We start from the raw sequence: 21,587 nt of genomic DNA, 5'->3' as shown, positions 1-21,587 counted from the left end.
ACTGAAGATTCGCCTTACGCCCATTTGTTATTCATATGACTTATGGCGTTTTTGATCCTGCGAGCAAGGCGTCTTACTCAGAAAATTGACCTGCACCAATTCAGCAGGCAAGGGCTGTCACGAAAGCCTTTCAAGAGATAATCCATATGCTAACTCAGTAAAGAAAGGGAGTGATTCTTCATGCATCAATAATAACCACCGAAACCAAGAGATAAAAAACGACAAATAGCAACAAGAAATTAAATACAAACCAACGAACAAAACTCCAACTTTGTATTACAAGAAAATTCTTTACGAACTTAATGTCCATCACATAATCCTAAAAAGGATAAAACCTCCGTTTTTTTATTGGTATTAAAATACATAGTCACACCAAACATAACTAGCGATATAATCGTCAAGCAAAGCATAATTCAGACTTATCATTGATAGCTATCACCAACCCTGCTAGCCAATGATAACCCTAATGTGTGCTGATATGGGAAATGACACTTACTGCTAGGGAAGCTTATGTTCAGAGAATCTATTACCGTATTTTTATCAGATAAAAATCGCTACTTCACACATGGCATCCAATTGGCGTTAGAAAGCTATTTTCGCTCAAAAAATGTGAATGTGCGTTTTACTGAAAATGCCTTCGAGTACAGAATGGCCGACATCATCTTCCTGGCAGCCAACCCAAGCGAAAGTACTCTGCCTCATTATCTGTATTCACAGGCAAAAGCTTGCTGCCCGCTGGTTTTCTTGATCGATGATGAACGAATAGCAGCACCAGCTTCCCACTCAAGTGGACGGAAGAAATTCACTCATATCTCTCGCAACAAAAGTGTAGCGACTTTATTAGAAACCTTCGACCGCGTCATATTAGCCAATGTCATTCAAAATAAAAGAAATCGCTGCGATTTTGGTTATGCCTCCCGATTCGCCAGGTTCTCTACCAGAGAGTATGAAGTCATTCATTATCTCTCTTTAGGCCTACCCAACATTTTGATTTCAAGGAAACTGAATCTGAGCGAAAAAACCATCAGCCAGCATAAACGTAACGCGATGCGAAAGCTGAATTTTAAACGCAATGCCGAGCTGCATTTTTGGCTGCTTTGTGGTGGTTTAAAGGATGTGGGGCGGCATGTCCTGATGTAACTCAAGAACAGGAAAATTCATGATTATTTTCAAACGTCTTTTCTCTAAAAACAGACCCCGTATGGAAATAAATGCATTTTTCTCTATTCGGTTAACAACGTCACTTATTGGGTTTTCTGATTGTTCAATTAAAAGACGGATAATGGAAAACTCAACAACAACCCAGCAGAAGGCAGGTCAAAACGAGTTGAAGGAAAGCATAAAGTGATGCTAAACCGCACAACCCTGCTTGGTTCAATCAGCATGTTACTATTATTACTGGCGCTGCTGCCTTCACTTTTGAAAATGATTAACGTTTCTGCTATTCCTACGGTGTTGAACTCTACTCAAGATGACCGCCCATCGCCTAATACTCATCCGAGCGAAGACATAGGTGAGCCAAAAGGCGGAAAGCATCAAGTGCTGTTAACCGACAACGATACCCTGCCAGAGCAAGCTGAGTTCAAAATCAGACGGGGAGAGAATAAGATAGTCAGTAAGAACCTGGCAGATTCACATAAATGCTATTACGACTTATCGGTTGAAAGCGCTTCGGCCAAATTCAATTTTCAAATCATCCAGCAGGAAGTGAAAAAATTTGTCCGGAAAAGAATATTGTCACGTAGAAGGTTGGCGGGTTTGAGTTTTAGAGTCACTAAAAACATTAAAATAAACAGCAGAGATAATCAGCCCGTATTTTTCGAGTACGGGCATTTATTTGATAAAGTGATATCTGGCAAGTCACCCTATGAACACTTTATGACAGTCGGCGAATTCCCGAGGTAAAAAACTGAGCTTCCTATGACTCTATACGAATACGCCATGTGGCTCCAACGAAAGGAGTGCAATGGGTTTCTTATCGAGGAAGAGGTTTATACTGCCGATCAGCACTTCAAGCTAGCGATGGTTGTACGTAATCTGAAGCGCTTTGGCCAGAATATCGGGTATGGGGCAGTATGGAACGCCACGAGTATACGCGACAATATTCGACGGTTATTACTGGTCTTTAGTGCCACTTACCCTGGAGTGGCACACCTACCAATGGTTTTTCATTCAACGCCAACGAACCAGTCTTAAACTCTTCAAACCTCAAGCGAAACATCGCTTATAATCAGCCTGATGAAATATCCCCCACCGCAAACCAATACTAAATCGAAAAGTATGACTTACAGATAAACCAGTTCAAGGGTGGTCAAACCATCTAAGATGACCGGTTTAGTCAGATCCAATTCAGAAGCTTTATTGATATAGGCTTGCACCTTTACTTTACCGGTGAGTTTTTGGAAGGCGGCAGGTTCTTTAATACTCCCGTTCTTCCACGAAAGCTGACGTTTAACACCAATGCTATAGAAGTTATTACTTTCCGCTATACCATAGTATTCTTCCCATTCTCCGGAATTACCCTCGCGGGTGATGAGTTGAGCGTCAGTACCATCGGTTTTAAAAGTCACAGCCGCGGCCATGAGCGCGTAACCTCCTATACGTGCTGAACCACTGACCCCAAGTCCAACAACTGCTGTTGCAGTACTGAGCACTTCTAGCGCTGAACCTGTTGGAGAGAGAGCGGCACCAGATATCGCATCTTCAGTAGCAACGCCAGCCAGCGTATTGGGTCGTCCATTTTTTGCCTCCAGCGCCAACTTCACCGGTGCATCGCAAGTAATGGTTAACTCCAAAAATTTTTGTTCTAACGTAGTGTAAGCGTCCAACGCCAAAGAATCAGATTTGATAACTCCATAATCAATAGCACCATCACCAGACAGCGTTGGTGTACAGCCCGATGGGCTAATAGTACCAGCAACCTTTACCTCTATGTCTTTTGCCTGGGAAGGCAAAGATGTAATAGTCAACACGGCCAACGCACAGGCAGTTATTTGCATTTTTTTCATTCTGATATTGCTCCTTTTCCTTAAGTGAAGCAGCGAATATTTTCGCCATTCCTATATGAAACAGAGTATGGCAAAACATTTACAAAGTTAAAAATGAAACCAATGCACATAGCTAAATACGATTAAAAACATCAAATCTGTAATACAATTAATTTCTCCAGGAGAAAATAAACACTCAATAGTCAAACCCACAGGATTTAGTTCTGATTTTTTCTTTTTTTTAGCCTATGAGGCCAAAAACACTATGCTTGCGACATAAACTCGTCAAGTCGTTCTGAACTTACGCTAGCTATACGCCTTTGAAAAAATTAGATATTGAGAGATAGCCCTCTCCCATTTGTTATCCGCATGTCCTATGGCGAACTTAAGCCTCGACGTTGCGGCTCTTATCCAAATCGGTTACGCATAGATGTTTACCGATGAGCGCAGCATAAAATAGTAGCAACGATACCTTTCAAGATCGCTAACCGGACCTCAGTAAATAAATGCCAAGTATTAATTTCCAGCATTACTAATCACAAACAGAGACATTAATAGATAAGACATTAAAAAACAAAAGAATTTAAACGTTACAAAGTATAAAATCCAAAAATTGTATTACAATCAAATTATTTTTAAGCTGTACGCTCTGTACCTGACATATAATAAGATAAAAAATTCGTTTTATTATAAATATTAAAAAATCATGTAACACTAAGAATGACTCATGATATCATTGACAGAACAAACACGAAGAAAAGCAACTTGGCAAAATTCAATTTAAAAAGCATTCAGCCGGAAGTAAACCTTGTCCTAACAATGATAATTTCATGAACAATTTTAAGGACTTTAATCTTGTTCTAGCAAGGAATAAAAACACATGTATTGATAATATAGAACATCATGAAACAGCGCAGGAAAATTATTGATATGAACAAGTTAGATAAAGGCCACCCACAGGAAAACCATATCTATATTTCATATAAAAATAAAAACCACATCGATAAACTGGCTTTAGGGAAATTACTATAAACTTAGCCATTGCCGACACTTCAATCTAGATACACCTTACAAAACAGTCATGTGCTGTTAAAAAAACTTAGTATCTATAAAGAATTACGTTAGCCTTAAATAATAACAATAAGAGTCATAACCTTGGAGAAAAAAGTAGAAACTTATAAAAAAATGACCATTATTGACATGCAATAATAAAATAAATTTGTAATTAATCCGACAAGCAACACAAGGAAGTAATAATGAAAAAGATACAAAACCTGATAGAAAACATAGGACTATGCATCCCAGAATGCAATACAGAGTCTCTGAGCTCCAGCTCACCAAAAACCTTTGATCCTGATACTATATTACATTGGTTATATGAGAACCTGAGCAAACAAAACTTGATAGTCTATGAGGAGTGGAAAGAGTACAATGGTTATATTCCAGATTTTGAAACACTACAAAACATTACACTACCCGTTGAACCAAATGATTTTATTTTCACTCTGATTGATAATATTGATTGGTCAGAATCTACTATTGATCCGTACGATATACCATATTACATTCCTTGGTTAGAACATATAAACCATTATCTAAAACCGCATGGCGTAAGATTAGTTAACATTTTACCTTTTGAGAATGCATATATCATGTGCCTACGTGATGATGATACATTAATACAAAACCTAGACTTAAGTTTGAAAAACTTTGGTATGGGTATCGACAAGCGAGAACCATTAGATCAACAAGAGGTCTCACTAGAAATGAACTCTGTAATATCAGGTTAAAACAGAATAAAACTCACGTGTATTTCAGCAGGTATTTATACCCCTAAGGGGTATATTAAGCCACGAAATAAATAGCGCTGCATTCACATTTTTATTTTAAATAACCCCATATTTCACACTAGAAAAAATAACAATATTAGATTAAAGGCTGGCTCTATTGATTGACCACTTTGGATAAACCCCTTAGTTTTTATGTCATATATCAGCCATGCAAAATGGGCGGTGATACCACCGCCCATTTTGCTCTCCATTGAAAAATATAATTACGAATACATCCAGCGCGTCTATTAAACGTAAGAAGGTGATTGCACCAGCATTAAAAACACTTGATTTAATAAGTCACTTCTTGCCACATCCGATACCTCCCATGTAATTATACAAAGTTCCTTTGACAGACAACTTATTTATGGAAAAACAACAAGGAGGAGAATTGTCATTATTACAACCCTTAACGAAACACCAATCTTAAAAATTACTAACACCCAACAAATTGAAAAGAATATAATACGACATCGATCTGTTATTCAATCCAAGTGAATCGAATGGCCTCAACGACAAAGAAAATCGAAAGTAGTCGGCGGAACCGCCATGCTAAGACACCAGTCACCAGTCACCAAAGGCTCCGCACTCAGTCGCACCGGAGTGCATTTGGTTCTTGCGAAAAATAAGCTCGGCGTCACGAATTATTCAACAGCGCCCTGCGTACGCCCAACTCTCACGGTGTGGTTCTCGACTCGTGGTCCATCTCGATAGGCCACTTCACCTTCGGTGCCAGTCGCAGAGCGAGGTTGTACCAGGGCACATCATTGTGGTCGCGGGATAGTTCAGATGGCGGCAACGCACCGGGCCCTTGTTGCATATAGGTGCAGATGTAAGCCCAGGCAAATTCGTCGGCACCCATAGTGCTCAGAGGGAAGCGGTCGATGACGTCATTAGTTCCCGGCTTTACGATGGACAACACCACTCCCCATTTGATGATGATGGCGCCCTGAGCTGTCATACCGCGCTTCTTCCAGCGCTCCGCACGCACCTGTGACCAGTCGTAAGCCACTGGCACCACTTGCCAGCGTTCGAAGGGGTTCCATCAGCGGTACTTGAAATTGTAGGCATAGATGCGCTGCCGAGCCCTGTTAAAACGAATGGGTAAGTCGCGTGGAGGAGATATGCTGTGCTTGAGAGAGTGAAGGAATGCGTAGAAACAAACTACGAATGCGAAAATGCCAATAAACATAAATTCATAGCTGTACGGCTCCCCCGCAATAGGGAGTAACGTCGAAATGGATACTACAGTACAAATAGCTAGCAATGGTGAAAATAAAAACATCGCTCCCCTTGCCAGCGAGAATTGGCGTGAAATATCTAAATAGATATTGTCTTGGTAGTTTAGGGAGCCAGGTCCAAGTCGGGGCACCACAATTGAATGCTCCTCAGGGTGCGGAAGGTCTTCTTGCCAGCCAGAGCAAGGCGGGTCTAGTAGGGGTATAGTCAATTTCAGATGTCCTTTCTTTCAGTATCCATATTGTTTTTTCTCACTACAAGGCAAACAACATTTTATTGTCGCTTGCATCAAGCAGCCAATATAATCCTCTTGGCGTATGCAGCATGGATACTATAAGCCAGTTTGTAGGGTAATAGCGCACTTATATTCAATGTATGACCTAGGATCTTTTTGACGGAACAGTACCCCCTCAGGCCACTGCCTCACACGTATTTTAGAAAAGTGTAGTCGGGACACTGTCATGCAAAAATGCCAGTCACCAAAGGCTCCGCACTCAATCTCCCCGGAGTGCATACGGTTCTTGCGAAAAATAAGCTCGGCGTCCAGGAATTATTCAACAGCGCCCTGCGTACGCCCAACTCTCATGGTGCGGTTCTCGACTCGTGGTCCATCTCGATAGGCCACCTCACCTTCGGTGCAAGCCGCAGAGCAAGGTTGTACCAGGGCACATCATTGTGGTCGCGGGATAGTTCAGATGGCGGCAACGCACCGGGCCCTTGTTGCATATAGGTGCAGATGTAAGCCCAGGCAAATTCGTCGGCACCCATAGTGCTCAGAGGGAAGCGGTCGATGACGTCATTAGTTCCCGGCTTTACGATGGACAACACCACTCCCCATTTGATGATGATGGCGCCGTGAGCTGTCATACCGCGCTTCTTCCAGCGCTCCGCACGCACCTGTGACCAGTCGTAAGCCACTGGCACCACTTGCCAGCGTTCGAAGGGGTTCCACCAGCGGTACTTGAAATTGTAGGCATAGATGCGCTGCCGAGCCCTGTTAAAACGAATGGGTAAGTCGCGTGGAGGAGATATGTCCAATCTAACTACGGCCAAAGCAATCCAAAAACATATTATGGTGCTCACTAGGCCGGCAAAAAAGATCGACGCTTTTTCTGCATGGAAAAAGGAAACCGGTCCAATGTTGGATACTATTAGCCATGTAAGCAAAAATAGTCCCATGCAGAGCAGTAACCCTCGTGCGCGGAATGCCACACGAGATAACTCTAAATAATAGGAGTCGATGTGATTTGGCGCATTTCCCCAAATGGTCGGCGGGACTGTCGGAGCTAAATTGGGGGGCGGAAGATCCTCTTGCCAACCAGTGCAGGGCGGATTCAGTTTAGGATTGGTCAATTTAAGATGTCCTTTCTTTCAGTGTCCATATCGTTTTTCTCACAATAAATCGAAACGGCAAACAATACCTGACTCGTCGCTTGCACTAAGCTAATATAAGCTTCCCAGCTATGTAGCATGGATACTATAAGCCAGTTTGTAAGAGAGTGGTGCCACTAATTTTCAATGTGCGTGACTTAGCATCTTTTCAAGGAGGAAATCTACAACTCTTGGTTGTAGTCAAAACTCCGCATAAAAACGCACGAAAAAAATCAAAGATGAGCGACACTCGCGCCGCACTATTTTTTATATTTTAACTCATGCTAAAATTACTTTTAAAACAATCTTATAATAATTTAAAATACACTTTTTATAGACATTCACCAACACATATTCATCCTTGAAACTCGACCGAATTCAAGTTTATAAGATATTGGATCCGATACTCTAGTTTATTTTGTGAACATTTCTTAGTCCCCACCAGGAACGGTAAGGTCGGAGTATCGTCTTGGCGCAGGATGAGCAGCTCGGGCGATATACACATCTTCTCTCTGAAAGAGCTAAAGTTATCATTGCGTATGTCGGCATTGGCGAATCAGGCCCACTGAGGAGCCATTTTATTTTGCCTCTGGTGCTAAAAGTAAGCACATTTCACATAACCTACCGGCAGACAATTCTACGAGCTGTATGTCCTTGAAAAAAAGAGCATCGATGTTAGATGCTGTGATTTATTATGTTTTGGGAGAGTTTAGAACCGATGGCACGATATGTTGTTCTTGTTGGACTATCGCGATAAGACAATAGAACGATCGTTAAGGGTTTAATATATTACCTGAACCACACCAAGCCACAAAAGCGATGGACAATTCCTTGGGATACCTTGGTTGGTAGCTGAAAATTCGAGCACTTTTTGATTTGATTATTTATAGCGAGAAAACGCTAACAGAAAGGCTTGGAGCGGGTGAAGGGAATCGAACCCTCGTATGCAGCTTGGGAAGCTGCCGTTCTACCATTGAACTACACCCGCATCGGTGTGCGGCAGTCATTATAACCGGTTATCCCTGCCGGGCAAGCGGAGATAGCATGTAACTGCTGATGTTTTAAGCAGTTAGCAGCCATGGGCTTCTTATCCTGCCCAACGGACAAAAAAAACCGGCGCAGTTACCTGCACCGGTTGATATTTACTCTACGAAACGTTATTTCTGCGGGCGCATGGCCGGGAACAGGATCACGTCACGGATGGTGTGGCTGTTGGTGAACAGCATTACCATACGGTCGATACCGATACCCAGGCCTGCAGTTGGCGGTAAACCGTGCTCCAGCGCAGTGACGTAGTCTTCGTCGTAGAACATGGCTTCATCATCGCCGGCGTCTTTCGCATTAGCCTGGTCAGCGAAGCGCTGCGCCTGGTCTTCTGCGTCATTCAGCTCGGAGAAGCCGTTACCGATTTCACGGCCGCCGATAAAGAACTCGAAGCGGTCGGTGATTTCCGGGTTGTTATCATTACGACGTGCCAGCGGGGATACTTCCGCCGGGTATTCAGTAATGAAGGTCGGTTGAATCAGATGGCTTTCCGCCACTTCTTCGAAGATCTCGGTCACTACGCGACCCAGGCCCCAGCTCTTCTCAACCTTGATGCCAATGGATTCGGCGATAGCAACCGCTTTGCCCATGTCAGCCAGATCGGCCAGATCGGTTTCCGGACGGTATTTTTTGATCGCTTCGGTCATGGTCAGCTTTTCAAACGGCTTACCGAAGTCGAACACTTCATCACCGTACTGTACCTGAGTGTTACCCAGCACTTTCTGGGTCAGGGTACGGAACAGGGATTCGGTCAGTTCGATCAGATCTTTGTAATCCGCGTAAGCCATGTAGAGTTCCATCATGGTGAACTCTGGGTTATGACGCGGAGAAACGCCTTCGTTACGGAAGTTACGGTTGATCTCGAACACACGCTCGAAACCGCCGACGACCAGACGCTTCAGGTACAGCTCTGGCGCGATACGCAGGTACATATCGATGTCCAGCGCATTGTGGTGTGTCACAAACGGACGTGCGGAAGCACCGCCAGGGATCACCTGCATCATAGGAGTTTCGACTTCCATGAAGCCGCGTTCCACCATGAAGTTACGCATTGCCGCCATGATCTGAGAGCGCACCTGGAAGGTCTTGCGCGATTCGTCGTTGGCGATCAGATCCAGGTAACGCTGACGGTAACGGGTTTCCTGATCCGCCAGACCATGGAACTTGTCCGGCAGCGGGCGCAGGGCCTTGGTCAGCAGACGCAGTTCGGTGCAGTGGATGGACAGCTCGCCGGTCTTGGTCTTGAACAGCTTGCCGCGCGCACCAACGATATCGCCCAGGTCCCACTTCTTGAATTGTTCGTTGTAAACGCCTTCCGCCAGATCGTCGCGCGCAACGTACAGCTGGATACGACCGCCAACGTCCTGCAGCGTGACAAATGACGCTTTACCCATGATACGGCGCGTCATCATGCGGCCGGCTACTGTGACTTCTACGCCCAGCGCTTCCAGCTCTTCGTTGTCTTTTTCGCCGTACGCTGCATGCAGCTTGTCTGACGTGTTGTCACGACGAAAATCATTCGGGAACGCAATGCCGTTCTCGCGCAGCGCAGCCAGTTTCTCACGGCGTGACTGCAACTCGTTATTGAGATCCAACGCCTGATCGGCGCCTTGTGGTTGTTGCTCAGACATTTCTGTTCCTTATAACCCGGCTTTCAAACTTGCCTCAATGAATTTATCCAGGTCGCCATCTAATACGGCCTGCGTGTTGCGCGTTTCAACGTTAGTGCGCAAATCCTTGATGCGGGAATCATCCAGCACGTATGAACGGATTTGGCTGCCCCAACCGATGTCCGACTTGTTGTCTTCCATCATCTGTTTATCAGCATTTTTCTTTTGCATCTCAAACTCATACAGCTTGGCACGCAGCTGTTTGAACGCTTGATCCTTGTTCTTATGCTGAGAACGGTCGTTCTGGCACTGCACTACGATGTTGGTCGGCAAGTGGGTAATACGCACCGCCGACTCAGTTTTGTTTACGTGCTGACCACCCGCACCGGAAGCGCGATATACGTCGATACGCAGATCCGCCGGATTGATTTCAATATCAATGTCGTCTTCCACTTCCGGGTAGATAAACACCGAACTGAAGGAGGTATGACGACGGCCACCGGAGTCGAACGGGCTCTTGCGCACCAGGCGATGTACGCCGGTTTCAGTACGCAACCAGCCAAACGCATAGTCGCCGATAATCTTGATGGTGGCGGATTTCAGCCCCGCGACGTCGCCGTCGGACTCTTCAATCACTTCCGTTTTAAAGCCTTTGGCTTCGGCCCAACGCAGGTACATGCGCAGCAACATGCTGGCCCAGTCTTGCGCTTCGGTACCGCCGGAGCCTGCCTGGATGTCCAGGTAGCAATCAGCACTGTCGTATTCACCAGAGAACATACGACGAAATTCTAGTTGCTCCAGCTTGGCAGACAGTTGATCAAGCTCAATGACGGCTTCGTTAAAGGTTTCTTCATCGTCGGCTTCCACCGCTAATTCCAGCAGGCCGGTGACATCTTCGCCACCTTGCTCCAGTTGGTCGATGGTTTCAACGATGGCTTCGAGCGCCGCGCGCTCTTTACCCAGCGCCTGTGCGCGCTCGGGTTCGTTCCAGACGTCAGGCTGTTCCAGCTCCGCGTTGACTTCTTCTAGGCGTTCTTTCTTGGCATCATAGTCAAAGATACCCCCTAAGAACGGCAGTCCGCTCGGACAGGTCCTGAATACGGTTTTTTACCGGATTAATTTCAAACATGGTTTTTAGCGTTCTTTTTCGTTAGATGTCGTCGATGGCGAAATGCCATTAGAACCGGTAATTCTATCGGATCCAGGCGTCAGTTTATAGCGAGTTGCTCAGTTTTTGTGGGCAAGAAATGTGGCCGGGGCGAGGCAGGCTAACCCCGGCTAAAGGGAAGTGCGAATCAACGCGGCCAGAGATGCTGAATCAACAGCTGCACGTTGCGGTTGCCGCGAAACTCATTGACGTCGAGTTTGTAAGCCAGTTCGACCTCACGCACGCTGCTGTCTGGCCACAGCGTGGTATCCACGTTGAAGGCGATACCGTCAAGCAGCGGTCCGCCACCGAGCGGCTCGACCATCAGCTTCAGGTGTTTTTCACCCACCAGCCGCTGTTGCAAAATGCGAAACTTGCCGTCAAAGGTCGGCTCGGGGAAAGCCTGCCCCCAGGGGCCGCCTTCACGCAACAGCTCGGCGGTTTCCAGCGAAAGCTCTTGCAAGGCCAGCTCACCGTCAGACCAGATAACCCCTTCCAGCATCGCCGGATCGAGCCATTCTCCGACCAGATCGCCAAAGCGCTGGCGGAACTCGTCGAATTTGGCCTCTTCCAACGACAGTCCGGCCGCCATGGCGTGGCCACCGAACTTCATCATTAGCCCAGGATTGAGCGTATCCAGCCGTTCCAGCGCATCGCGCATGTGCAGACCGGCTATCGAACGGCCGGAGCCTTTCAAAATGCCCTCGCCCGCCGGCGCGAACGCGATCACCGGGCGATGGAAGCGTTCCTTGATGCGTGAAGCCAAAATCCCCACCACGCCCTGATGCCATTCCGGATGGTACATCGCCAGCCCGTAGGGCAAGGTGGTGCTGCTGCGTTCCAGTTGGTCGCACAGCTGCAAGGCTTCAACCTGCATGCCTTGCTCAATCTCGCGCCGCGTCAGGTTGAGCGCATCCAGATCGTTAGCCAGCATACGTGCCTGCGCAATATCGTCGCTCAGCAGCAGCGCCACGCCAATCGACATATCGTCCAGCCGCCCGGCAGCATTGAGGCGTGGGCCCAATGCAAAACCAAGATCGTTGGCCGCCAGCTGACGCGCGTCGCGATTAGCCACTTCCAGCAGCGCACGAATGCCCGGTCTGCACTTGCCGGCGCGAATACGGTTCAGGCCCTGATACACCAAAATGCGGTTGTTGGCGTCGAGCGGTACCACGTCGGCAACCGTACCTAGCGCCACCAGATCCAACAGTTCGGCAAGATTTGGCATCGCCAGCGCCCGTTGTTCAAACCAGCCGCTGTCCCGCAGCCGGGCACGCAGCGCCAGCATCAGGTAGAAAGCCACCCCGACGCCGGCCAGGGATTTGGACGGAAACTCGCAGCCGCGCAGGTTCGGGTTGACGATCGCCTCCGCTGCCGGCAGGGTTTCTCCCGGCAGGTGGTGGTCGGTCACCAGCACCTGTATGCCTTTAGCGTGCGCCACATCGACGCCCGCGTGGGAAGAGATGCCGTTATCCACGGTCAGGATCAGCTCGGCACCGCGCGTCGCCGCTTGCTCCACCACTTCGGGGCTCAGGCCGTAGCCGTCCTCAAAGCGATTGGGCACCAGATAGTCGACGGCACTGCCACCCATACTGCGCAGCGCCAGCACCGTCAGGGCGGTACTGGTGGCGCCATCGGCGTCGAAATCCCCCACCACCATGATGCGACGATGATCGGCCAATGCCTGTTGCAGGATCCCCACGGCGGTATCAATACCGTCCAACTGCTGCCAGGGCAGCATGCCTTTGACGCTGCGCTCCAGCTCCTGCTCCGCCTTCACGCCGCGCAGCGCGTATAAACGGCGCAGTAGCGGATGCAGGCTGGCAGGCAAATGGCTGCCGTCCGCCATTTCACGGCGGCGAAGTTGTGTTTTGATGCTCACCGGCGATTAACCACCGGTTTTAGTTGCGGTCTGATGTGCGTCCAGCATGGCGGCCATCTCTTTCGGGCCCTGATAACCTGGGATCATCATGCCGTTTTCCAAAATGATCGCCGGGGTACCCTGAATGCCGAACTGCACGCCGAGCGCGTAGTGTTTGCTGATGTCGGTTTTACAGGTTGCCGGGGACACTGCGTCGCCTTTCATTGCCTGGTCGAAAGCTTTGGCTTTATCAGCGGTACACCAGATGGACTGCATGTCTTTTTCGGCCTGGGAATTCAACCCCTGACGCGGGAACGCCAGATAGCGGACGGTAATGCCCAGATCGTTATACTCTTTCATCTGCTCGTGAAGCTTGTGGCAATAGCCGCAGGTGATATCGGTAAACACGGTGATCACGTGCTTTTGCTTCGGCGCTTTATAAACGATCATCTGATCTTTCAGCGCTTCCAATTTGCCGGTCAGCAGTTGATTGGTGACGTTGACCGGCTCTTTGCCACTGACGTCGTACAGCGGGCCTTGCAGAATGTGTTTGCCGTCTTCGCTCACGTACAGAACGCCGTTATCGGTCAGCACAGTTTTCAGGCCGTTCACCGGTGAAGGCTGCACGTCCGCCTGCTGAATGCCCAGGCTGCCAAGCGCTTTTTGAATTGCCGCATCGTCGGCATGGGCCGCGCCGGTTACAGAAGCCACCAGCAGAGAGAGCAGCATTAAACCTTTCTTCATTCTTCCAATCCTTTTGAACCCGGCGTGTCAGGCACGCGGGTGGTGCTGTTGATGTAGCTGTTTAAGTCTTTCGGTCGCTACATGCGTATAAATTTGCGTGGTCGAGAGATCGCTATGTCCCAGCAACATCTGTACGACACGAAGATCCGCCCCATGGTTCAGCAAATGGGTGGCAAATGCGTGACGCAACACGTGCGGCGACAGCCTCTCGCTGTCTATGCCCGCTAGGATCGCATAGTGTTTGATACGATGCCAGAACGTCTGTCGGGTCATTTGCTGGCAACGATTGCTGGGGAACAACACGTCCAGCGCCTGGCCGTTGACCATCCACGGGCGGCCGTGTTCCAGATAATTTTCGATCCAGTACACCGCCTCTTCACCCAGCGGCACCAGCCGTTCCTTGTTGCCTTTACCTATCACCCGCACCACGCCCTGGCGCAGACTGACGTCGCTGATGGTCAACCCGACCAGTTCGGAGACCCGCAACCCGGTGGCGTACAACACTTCTAGCATCGCCTTATCACGCAGTTCCAGGGGCTGATCGACACAGGGGGCCTGCAGCAACGCATCGACCTGCGCTTCGCTGAGATCTTTCGGCAGCCGCTGCGGCAGCTTAGGTGAGGCAAGCAGCGCGGTGGGATCGTCGGTGCGCATATTTTCACGGTACAAATATTGGAACAGGCGGCGCATCGCGCTCAGCAAACGCGCGGAGCTGGTAGCTTTGTAGCCGCCCTCCACCCGTTCGGCGAGAAACGCCTGCAGATCCAGCGCCTGCGCCTTTACCAGCGAAATGTTTTGTTGGTTCAGCCAGGCGACCAGCGCCTGCAGATCCAGCCGGTAAGAGGCCAGCGTATTCTCTGCCAGATTGCGTTCGAGCCACAGCGCATCCAGGAATTGCTCAATCAACGCATGATCTTGCTGTTGCACGCGGTCCTCTCTTTGTTACGTTTATGCCACAGGCATTATGCCTTAAACCGGTACAAATCGGGTATACTCGACGCAATTCTACCTACGGCAATATAAACGGTTTACACATGAAGATTGGTCTGTTTTACGGCTCCAGCACCTGCTACACCGAGATGGCGGCAGAAAAAATCCGTGAGATTCTGGGTGAAGACCTGGTCGACCTGCACAACCTGAAAGACGTCTCTCCCAAGCTGATGGAAGAGTACTCCATCCTGATCCTCGGCATCCCCACCTGGGACTTCGGTGAGCTGCAGGAAGACTGGGAAGCAATTTGGCCGCAGTTGACCACGCTGGATTTGAAAGGGAAAATCGTTGCCATGTATGGCATGGGCGATCAACTCGGTTATGGCGAATGGTTCCTCGATGCACTCGGCATGCTGCACGATCATATCGCCCCGCTCGGCGTACAGTTTATCGGCTTCTGGCCCATCGACGGCTTCGAGTTCACCAGCCCTAAACCGCTGAGCGCCGACGGCAAACACTTTGTCGGCCTGGCGCTGGATGATGTGAACCAATACGACATGAGTGAAGACCGCATGCAACAGTGGTGCGAACAGATCCTATTGGAAATGGAACCCCTGCTGTAATGCCTTTGGGCGCGGTTGCCGCGCCCAATTGCTTGCCTATTTCCACAACCGGAAGCGGTTTTCCTCTTCTCCTGCTGGCGTCTCGCCGCTTAAACGTGCCGGGTCGGCCACCTGATACCAGTCCAGCTTGCGCGTCAACAGCATAATCCCCGCTAAAATCGCAAACAGCAGCCCCGCGCCCAGCACCAATGCGTTATCTTCCGACTGCAGCAGCAGGTACAGCACGCCATACAGCATCAGCAGGCTGGCGGCGAACAGCGTACCGCGTAACCGGCCGCGCAGAACCGCACTGAGATAAAAGGCGATCAGTCCACTGCAGGCGATACTGGCCAGCAGATAGGCAGTGGCGAAACCGAAATGTTCAGAGAACGCCAGCAGGATCAGGTAGAACAGCACCAGCGCCGCGCCGACCAACAGATATTGAATCGGATGCACCCGCAGCCCGGTCAGGGTTTCGAACAGGAAGAACGCCATAAACGTCAGGCCGATAAACAGCACTGCGTATTTCACCGCGCGTTCGGTCAGTTGATAGTGATCTACCGGCTCGATCAGGCTGGTGCTAAAAGCCGGCAGTTTGTCTTCGTCGAGGATCCCGTCATCGTAGTGAAAAGCACTGTTGATATTATTAGCGAACCAGGTGCTGCGCCAACGGGCGCTAAAGCCTTTCTCCGTTACTTTGCGCTCGTCCGGCAAGAAGTTGCCGAGGAAGTTCGGATGTGGCCAGTTGCTCTGCAGCGTCAATTCGCTGCTGCGCCCAAGCGGCACCAATGACAGGCTGCTGGTTCCCGCCAGCGTAAGGGTGAAATCGGCATCCAATCCGGTTTTCTGCAGCGAAGCCAATGTTAGCGGAGCATGGATCCCCTGCGGCAACACGTTTACCTGAGTGCCCGGTTCGAAGGTCGTCTGCGATTGTGCGCTGATAAGCGGCGAGATGCTTTTGATACCACGTGAATCACTCAACGAGACCAACAGGAAAGGTTGGCCAATCACGACATTGCTGCGTTGCAGGTCACTCAGATCCGGCTGACCGAACTTCACCTGAAACTTCAGCGGCCCCTGATACACCTGCGTTTGGTAAATCCCCAGCTTGCGCACTTCCACGTTCGGCTTGCCGTTCACCTGCAGGTTTTCCGGCAGCAGATAGCGATGATGTCTGACCATTTGCACCACTTTCTGCCCCTTATCGTCGGTCTTTTCTTCCCTTTCGGTGTAAGGAATGACAATCAACGGCCCCAAAATACGCTGTGCGCGGCTGGTGCTTTCACTTACCTGCCCCACCACGCTCTGGCGGTAGCCGCTGCGCTCTTCAATCACATTCATTAACTGCGTCACCGGGATAATCATCAAAATCATCAATCCCAGCAGGGTGGCTATTTTCCAAAACAGTACCGATTTCATCATCGCTGCGCGCTCCTTGTAGGTAATGGCGCCACGATAATGGCCTTCGGTGAAAGCAGGATGTGGTTATGTGAAGGGAAGGTGAAGTCAGAGAGATAAGGTGAAAATAGCCGCCACGCCGTGCGGTTGACGATTGTGCAACCGGATAGATCCCCGGTGCAAACGCGCCACTTCCTGTACAAAGCTCAGGCCCAGGCCGCTGCTTTTCGGCTTGTCGGCCCGTGCCAGCGAATAGAAACGCTCGAACACTTTGTCCAACGCGTAATCCGGGATACCGCTGCCGTCGTCGCTGACGGTGATCCGGTAATGGCCTTCATCGCGTTCGCCACGCACGCTGATCGTGCCGCCCGCGGGGGTGAAATCCAGCGCATTGTCGAGCAAATTGGTTAATGCCTGGCCGATCAGTAACCCATCGCCGGTCAGGGTGATCTCTTCTAGAGCGTCTACCTGCAATAAAATACCGCGCCGTACCGCCTGCGCTTCCTTGCCGGCTACCGCCTGACGCACCAACGCCGCCATCGCGATCGGCGCCGGTTCCAGCCCGGGGCGGCTTTCCAGCCGCGCCTGAACCAGCAGCTTGTCCACCAGTTGCTGGATGCGCGTACTCTGTTGTTCGATATTGGTCAGAAAGCGCTGAGCGGTAGCCGGGGGTGGGAACTCCTGCAACAGCTCCGCTGCGCCGCGGATCGCCGCCAAGGGGCTTTTTAACTCGTGGGTCAGAGTGTGCACATACTGTTCGATGTAGGCTTTGCCCTCCAGCTTCACCCGCATGCTTTCGAGCGCCTGCGCCAGTTGCGTCAGCTCATGGCCGCCCATTTTTGGCAGCGGCACGCTTTCACCTTGCGCGACACCGTCGGCGTAACGCACCAATCGACCAATCGACCGGTTAATCCACCAGACAAAACCCAGACCAATCAGCAATGCAATGCCCAGCAGCAGTGCCCCTGCCCAAAGAATGCGGCGTTCGCTGCGTTTGATCACCGGCGCCATGGTGCTGTTGGGTTTTCCGACGCTAAGCACGCCGATTATCTTGCCTTGTTCCAGCACCGGCGCGGCGACATACATCACCGAGCTGTTTTCATCCTGTGGATCACTTCGCGTACTGCGGGCACCGTACTGGCCGCGCAGCGTCAGATACACGTCATTCCAGCGAGAATAATCCTGACCCAGAGCCCTGCCGCTAGAGTCAAAAATGACCTTACCCTGCCGATCGGTAAGATAGACGTGATATTCACTGCGATCTTTGCGAATACCGGCAATATTGGCGCCAATGGGCCGTTGATTGAGTTGGGCGAATGCCTGCGCCAGCTGGCCGTGTGCGACGTCAATGCGCTGCATGTCCAGACGCGCGATTTGCGCCAGCAGGTTGGCGGTATCCACCAGCGTGCCTTCGGTTGCGCGCCGCACGCCAGGCTTCACTTCCTGCACGAAAATGCTCAGCACGAAATAGCCCGCGACCGCCACAATCAGGAAATACCCCAGCAGCAGGCGCAGGCCTATTCTCATGGTTGGCGGCTCACGCTATAGCCCAGGCCACGATGCGTATGAATGGGCGGTTCGCCAGGATCTATCTGACGTAGCTTGGCGCGCAAGGTTTTGATATGGGTGTCGACAGTGCGGTCCAGGCTCTCTTCCGCCTGGGCCCAAACGCTGTCCATCAGCTGTTGGCGGGAAAATACCCGGCCGGGCGCCAGCAGTAAGGTTTTTAACAGCAGGAATTCATAGCGGGTCAGCGGTAACGGCTGCTGATGGTAATAAATGGTCGCCGCCGGTTCATCCAGCCCAAAAGGGCCGAAGCTATACAGTGTGGGCTGCTGCAAGCGCTGTTGTTTTTGCAAACGACGTAAAATGGTACGAACGCGGGCGCTGACCTCTCGCGGGGAAAAAGGCTTGGCGACGTAGTCGTCGGCACCGATTTCCAGCCCGATCAGGCGATCGAGCTCGTCGCTGCGAGCCGTAAGAAAAAGAACGGGCAAATCCGCCGCCTGCGACAGCAGACGGCGACACAGTTCAAAACCGTTGATATCCGGCAAGCCGACATCGAGGATAGCCAACGCGGGCGCCCCTTGCGCCAATGCTTGCAAGGCCGGTTCGCCACGTTCGAACCAGCGCACCTGAAAGCCTTCGCTCTCGAGGGTATAAATCAGCGTATCGGCAATGCTGGGTTCATCCTCCACCAGCCACAGCGTCGGCTTCATCAGGGTTCCTCATCATCACTGGCCGGTGGATACAACAGCTGTTGGCGCAAATGTCGCCATTCGGCCTTGGCCATGCTGTCGGAGGCCAACCATAAGCGACGACGCTTTTTCCCCTGCATCGGTTGCAACGTCAGCAGAATACCGAAGCGCAGCATCCAGGGTTGCTTGGCCAACTGCCATTCCTGGCCTTGCCAGCCCACACGCTGGTTCTCCAGCAGGCGTAACTCCCCCTGACGCGACGCAATGCGTTTTTGGCTACGTATGCATTCAAACACCACCAGCGTCAGCAACACCAGCCAGATTGGCCCGTAGCCTTCAGGCCAGGGTGAAATCAGGATCAGCAGGATCAGAACGCCATGCGTCAACAGCGAAAGTAACTGGGTGCGCCAGGAAATACGAACATCACATCGCCACTGGGCCACGGTCTTTATTTCGCGTCTGGATCAGTGTCACCATTCTCTGCAGTTCACTGTCCTGCGGAGCGCCATGATTCATCAGCCAGTTGAACAAATCGGGATCGTCACTCTCAAGCAGGCGGATAAACAGCGCTTTGTCTGTGTCATTCAACCGATCGTACTCATATTCGAAGAACGGCATGATCGAGATGTCCAGCTCACGCATGCCACGGCGACAAGCCCAGTGAATACGTGCTTTGTTATTAATATCCATGTTGTTATGACTAACCTCTTTTCAGCGTGGCAACGCCATCGCAGGGTTCAACCGACACACTGTATGGCAACACCGGCGCGATATAATTCCATCAGCCAAAGATCTGTCTGCAAGGGTAACCTTTGGCCGCAAGCCTATAGAGTAACAATTTGACATACTCGCCGGGAAGGACGTTCTCTGCCTAAAACGTAATTAAGCGCTAAATGTCAAAAAAAGCGCTGCTGCAGCGACAAGCGTGAATAACAGTTTGCAAAGCCCGCCGCCTCTTTTACCATGGGGCCAACACACCTTCAGGTAAGCTAACGTTAAGCAGGATCTTACTATGGCGTATAAAATTCCATTTCCACCCCGTCAGCCTTCCGCCTCTTCCCATCTGCCCCTGACCTTAATCTCGCTGGAAGATTGGGCACTGGTGACGCTGAACGGGCCCGACACGGTAAAATACCTTCAGGGCCAGGTGACCGCTGACATCGAAGCGCTGGCGGCGGACCAGCACGTGCTGTGCGGCCACTGCGACGCCAAAGGCAAAATGTGGAGCAACCTGCGTCTGTTCCACCGTGGCGAAGGCTTTGTCTATCTGGAACGCCGCAGCGTGCTGGACAGCCAACTGGCTGAAATCAAAAAATATGCGGTGTTTTCCAAACTCACCATCGCCGCCGATAACGAAGCGGTGCTGCTGGGCGTAGCCGGTTTTCAGGCGCGTGCGGCGCTGACGGGCATTTTCAACAGCCTGCCGGACGCAGAACATCCGGTGGTGCAGGACGGTGAAACCACCCTGCTGCACTTCACTTTACCGGCGGAACGTTTTCTGTTGGTTACCACCGCCGCGGTAGCCGAACAACTGGTCGCCAGGCTGCACGAACAGGCGGAACTCAACGACAGCCAACAGTGGCTGACGCTGGATATCGAAGCCGGTTATCCGGTCATTGACGCCGCCAATAGCGGGCAGTTGATCCCGCAGGCCACCAATCTACAGGCACTGGAAGGCATCAGCTTTAGCAAAGGTTGCTACACCGGTCAGGAAATGGTGGCGCGCGCCAAATTCCGCGGCGCCAACAAGCGGGCGCTGTACTGGCTGGAAGGCAAAGCCGGACGGGTGCCGCAGCCGGCCGAGGATCTGGAACTGCAGCTGGGTGAAAACTGGCGCCGTACCGGCACGGTGTTGAGCGCCGCCAAACTTGCCGATGGCACGCTCTGGGTACAGGTGGTGTTGAATAACGATCTGGAAGCCGACAGTAAGCTGCGCGTGCGCGATGATGCCACCAGCGAATTGGCGATCAAACCGCTGCCGTATTCACTGGAAGCCTAGAGTACCTCCCGGCTTTATCTGGGGGCGCAACCTGTTGCGCCCCTGCTGACATATCCGTTACTCGTCTAACTCCCCATCGCGTTGCACCAGGTAAATCAGCACCAGAATAATGGTGACAAAGAACCGAAAGGCGTCCGGCACTCCGTTCCATTGTTTCGACATCCACATGCCGAACCATTCGCCCCCCACCGACATAAACCCCACCTGCCAGGTCAGAAAACCGAGCGTCAGACCCACCACCGCCAGTTTTTTCTTTCTGTTGAACGCCACGGCGGGCAGTTTCAGACCACACAGCAGGCGCACACCGCCCACCCAGCAGAGCAGTGCCGTTAGGCTTTCCAAGAAAATAATGCCGATGTAACCGGCATGATGCAGCCAGGGAGACTGTATGGAACGGTAGGTGATGGTGGCATCAGGGAAAATGGTGTCCATCATAAAGACATGACGCACAAAGGCGAAGTTGGAACCGTAATCCGTAATATTGCCGAAAGCCACCAGGGTGGCAAATAGCGCAATCGCGCACACCAGCAGCGCTTTGGATAAGCGAATAATCATATTGATGAGTCCTGAAAGATTAACGTAAACACCGAAGGTGCAAAGTCGGGCTCAGGAATAAACAGAAAAATGG

At 50.7% G+C, this 21,587-nt stretch carries 18 protein-coding genes, 1 tRNA gene and 1 pseudogene; 5 read left to right on the top strand and 15 right to left on the bottom strand.

The window, feature by feature from the left end:
• Nucleotides 1-510: 510 nt before the first annotated feature.
• On the top strand, nucleotides 511-1,140 hold the full coding sequence (locus tag AAZT04_RS16745) for a helix-turn-helix transcriptional regulator (RefSeq protein ID WP_048760725.1): 630 nt from the start codon (nucleotides 511-513) through the stop codon (nucleotides 1,138-1,140).
• A gap of 207 nt (nucleotides 1,141-1,347) precedes the next feature.
• Complete coding sequence (locus tag AAZT04_RS16740) at nucleotides 1,348-1,905, top strand: hypothetical protein (RefSeq protein WP_434681010.1); 558 nt, start codon at nucleotides 1,348-1,350, stop codon at nucleotides 1,903-1,905.
• 380 nt (nucleotides 1,906-2,285) lie between these two features.
• Here AAZT04_RS16740 and AAZT04_RS16735 read toward each other — a convergent pair whose 3' ends face one another.
• Nucleotides 2,286-3,008 carry a DUF1120 domain-containing protein gene (locus AAZT04_RS16735; RefSeq protein ID WP_048760717.1) on the bottom strand — a complete coding sequence of 241 codons (723 nt, stop codon included), beginning with the start codon at nucleotides 3,006-3,008 and terminating at the stop codon, nucleotides 2,286-2,288.
• 1,235 nt (nucleotides 3,009-4,243) lie between these two features.
• On the opposite strand from AAZT04_RS16735, the gene AAZT04_RS16730 reads away from it, so the two are divergent.
• Nucleotides 4,244-4,777, top strand: coding sequence for a hypothetical protein (locus AAZT04_RS16730; RefSeq protein ID WP_337047985.1), 534 nt, complete (start codon nucleotides 4,244-4,246; stop codon nucleotides 4,775-4,777).
• Between the two features lie 715 nt (nucleotides 4,778-5,492).
• On the opposite strand, the pseudogene AAZT04_RS16725 reads toward AAZT04_RS16730, so the two are convergent.
• The 8 genes and pseudogenes from AAZT04_RS16725 to xerD all read right to left on the bottom strand — a co-directional run bounded on the left by AAZT04_RS16725 (nucleotide 5,493) and on the right by xerD (nucleotide 14,759).
• A pseudogene (locus tag AAZT04_RS16725) lies at nucleotides 5,493-6,008 on the bottom strand (DUF6708 domain-containing protein).
• Nucleotides 6,009-6,637: 629 nt separating this feature from the next.
• Complete coding sequence (locus tag AAZT04_RS16720; protein WP_206541306.1) at nucleotides 6,638-7,408, bottom strand: DUF6708 domain-containing protein; 771 nt, start codon at nucleotides 7,406-7,408, stop codon at nucleotides 6,638-6,640.
• Between the two features lie 932 nt (nucleotides 7,409-8,340).
• A tRNA-Gly gene (locus AAZT04_RS16715) sits at nucleotides 8,341-8,414 on the bottom strand.
• A gap of 169 nt (nucleotides 8,415-8,583) precedes the next feature.
• Nucleotides 8,584-10,101, bottom strand: coding sequence for a lysine--tRNA ligase (gene lysS / locus AAZT04_RS16710; RefSeq protein WP_020828465.1), 1,518 nt, complete (start codon nucleotides 10,099-10,101; stop codon nucleotides 8,584-8,586).
• Between the two features lie 9 nt (nucleotides 10,102-10,110).
• Nucleotides 10,111-11,209 (bottom strand): peptide chain release factor 2 gene (gene prfB / locus AAZT04_RS16705; protein WP_104410945.1). Its coding sequence is split into 2 segments (ribosomal slippage): nucleotides 10,111-11,133 and nucleotides 11,135-11,209, totalling 1,098 coding nucleotides; the frame shifts between segments, so codons are not numbered across the junction.
• 166 nt (nucleotides 11,210-11,375) lie between these two features.
• The gene (gene recJ, locus AAZT04_RS16700) at nucleotides 11,376-13,109 is read right to left on the bottom strand and encodes a single-stranded-DNA-specific exonuclease RecJ (protein WP_048760825.1); all 1,734 of its coding nucleotides are present in this window, start codon (nucleotides 13,107-13,109) and stop codon (nucleotides 11,376-11,378) included.
• A gap of 6 nt (nucleotides 13,110-13,115) precedes the next feature.
• Complete coding sequence (gene dsbC / locus AAZT04_RS16695) at nucleotides 13,116-13,832, bottom strand: bifunctional protein-disulfide isomerase/oxidoreductase DsbC (RefSeq protein WP_020828469.1); 717 nt, start codon at nucleotides 13,830-13,832, stop codon at nucleotides 13,116-13,118.
• A gap of 27 nt (nucleotides 13,833-13,859) precedes the next feature.
• Complete coding sequence (xerD, locus tag AAZT04_RS16690; RefSeq protein ID WP_020828470.1) at nucleotides 13,860-14,759, bottom strand: site-specific tyrosine recombinase XerD; 900 nt, start codon at nucleotides 14,757-14,759, stop codon at nucleotides 13,860-13,862.
• 107 nt (nucleotides 14,760-14,866) lie between these two features.
• Between xerD and fldB the strand changes: the two genes are divergently transcribed.
• Entirely contained in the window at nucleotides 14,867-15,385 is a 519-nt protein-coding gene (gene fldB / locus AAZT04_RS16685; protein ID WP_020828471.1) for a flavodoxin FldB, read from the top strand.
• Between the two features lie 36 nt (nucleotides 15,386-15,421).
• Here fldB and creD read toward each other — a convergent pair whose 3' ends face one another.
• From creD to sdhE, 5 genes are all read right to left on the bottom strand, one after another.
• Entirely contained in the window at nucleotides 15,422-16,786 is a 1,365-nt protein-coding gene (gene creD / locus AAZT04_RS16680) for a cell envelope integrity protein CreD (protein WP_048760827.1), read from the bottom strand.
• An 84-nt stretch (nucleotides 16,787-16,870) separates the two neighbouring features.
• On the bottom strand, nucleotides 16,871-18,289 hold the full coding sequence (gene creC, locus AAZT04_RS16675; protein WP_349525882.1) for a two-component system sensor histidine kinase CreC: 1,419 nt from the start codon (nucleotides 18,287-18,289) through the stop codon (nucleotides 16,871-16,873).
• Complete coding sequence (gene creB, locus AAZT04_RS16670) at nucleotides 18,286-18,981, bottom strand: two-component system response regulator CreB (protein WP_115058100.1); 696 nt, start codon at nucleotides 18,979-18,981, stop codon at nucleotides 18,286-18,288. Before creB ends, creC begins: the two co-directional genes overlap by 4 nt.
• Entirely contained in the window at nucleotides 18,981-19,403 is a 423-nt protein-coding gene (locus AAZT04_RS16665; RefSeq protein WP_128865160.1) for a protein YgfX, read from the bottom strand. The genes creB and AAZT04_RS16665 overlap by 1 nt, the downstream gene beginning before the upstream one ends.
• Nucleotides 19,384-19,650 carry an FAD assembly factor SdhE gene (gene sdhE / locus AAZT04_RS16660; RefSeq protein ID WP_020828476.1) on the bottom strand — a complete coding sequence of 89 codons (267 nt, stop codon included), beginning with the start codon at nucleotides 19,648-19,650 and terminating at the stop codon, nucleotides 19,384-19,386. The genes AAZT04_RS16665 and sdhE overlap by 20 nt, the downstream gene beginning before the upstream one ends.
• Before the next feature lie 322 nt (nucleotides 19,651-19,972).
• Between sdhE and ygfZ the strand changes: the two genes are divergently transcribed.
• Nucleotides 19,973-20,959, top strand: coding sequence for a tRNA-modifying protein YgfZ (ygfZ, locus tag AAZT04_RS16655; RefSeq protein ID WP_048760833.1), 987 nt, complete (start codon nucleotides 19,973-19,975; stop codon nucleotides 20,957-20,959).
• Between the two features lie 57 nt (nucleotides 20,960-21,016).
• On the opposite strand, the gene AAZT04_RS16650 is transcribed toward ygfZ, so the two are convergent.
• Nucleotides 21,017-21,514, bottom strand: coding sequence for a DUF2165 family protein (locus tag AAZT04_RS16650; protein ID WP_020828478.1), 498 nt, complete (start codon nucleotides 21,512-21,514; stop codon nucleotides 21,017-21,019).
• Nucleotides 21,515-21,587: the final 73 nt, after the last annotated feature.

Origin of the sequence: Serratia sp. Je.1.23.a, assembly GCF_051129805.1 — a bacterium.
Classification (GTDB): Bacteria; Pseudomonadota; Gammaproteobacteria; order Enterobacterales; family Enterobacteriaceae; genus Serratia; species Serratia liquefaciens.
This window is presented reverse-complemented; position numbering and strand designations above follow the sequence as displayed.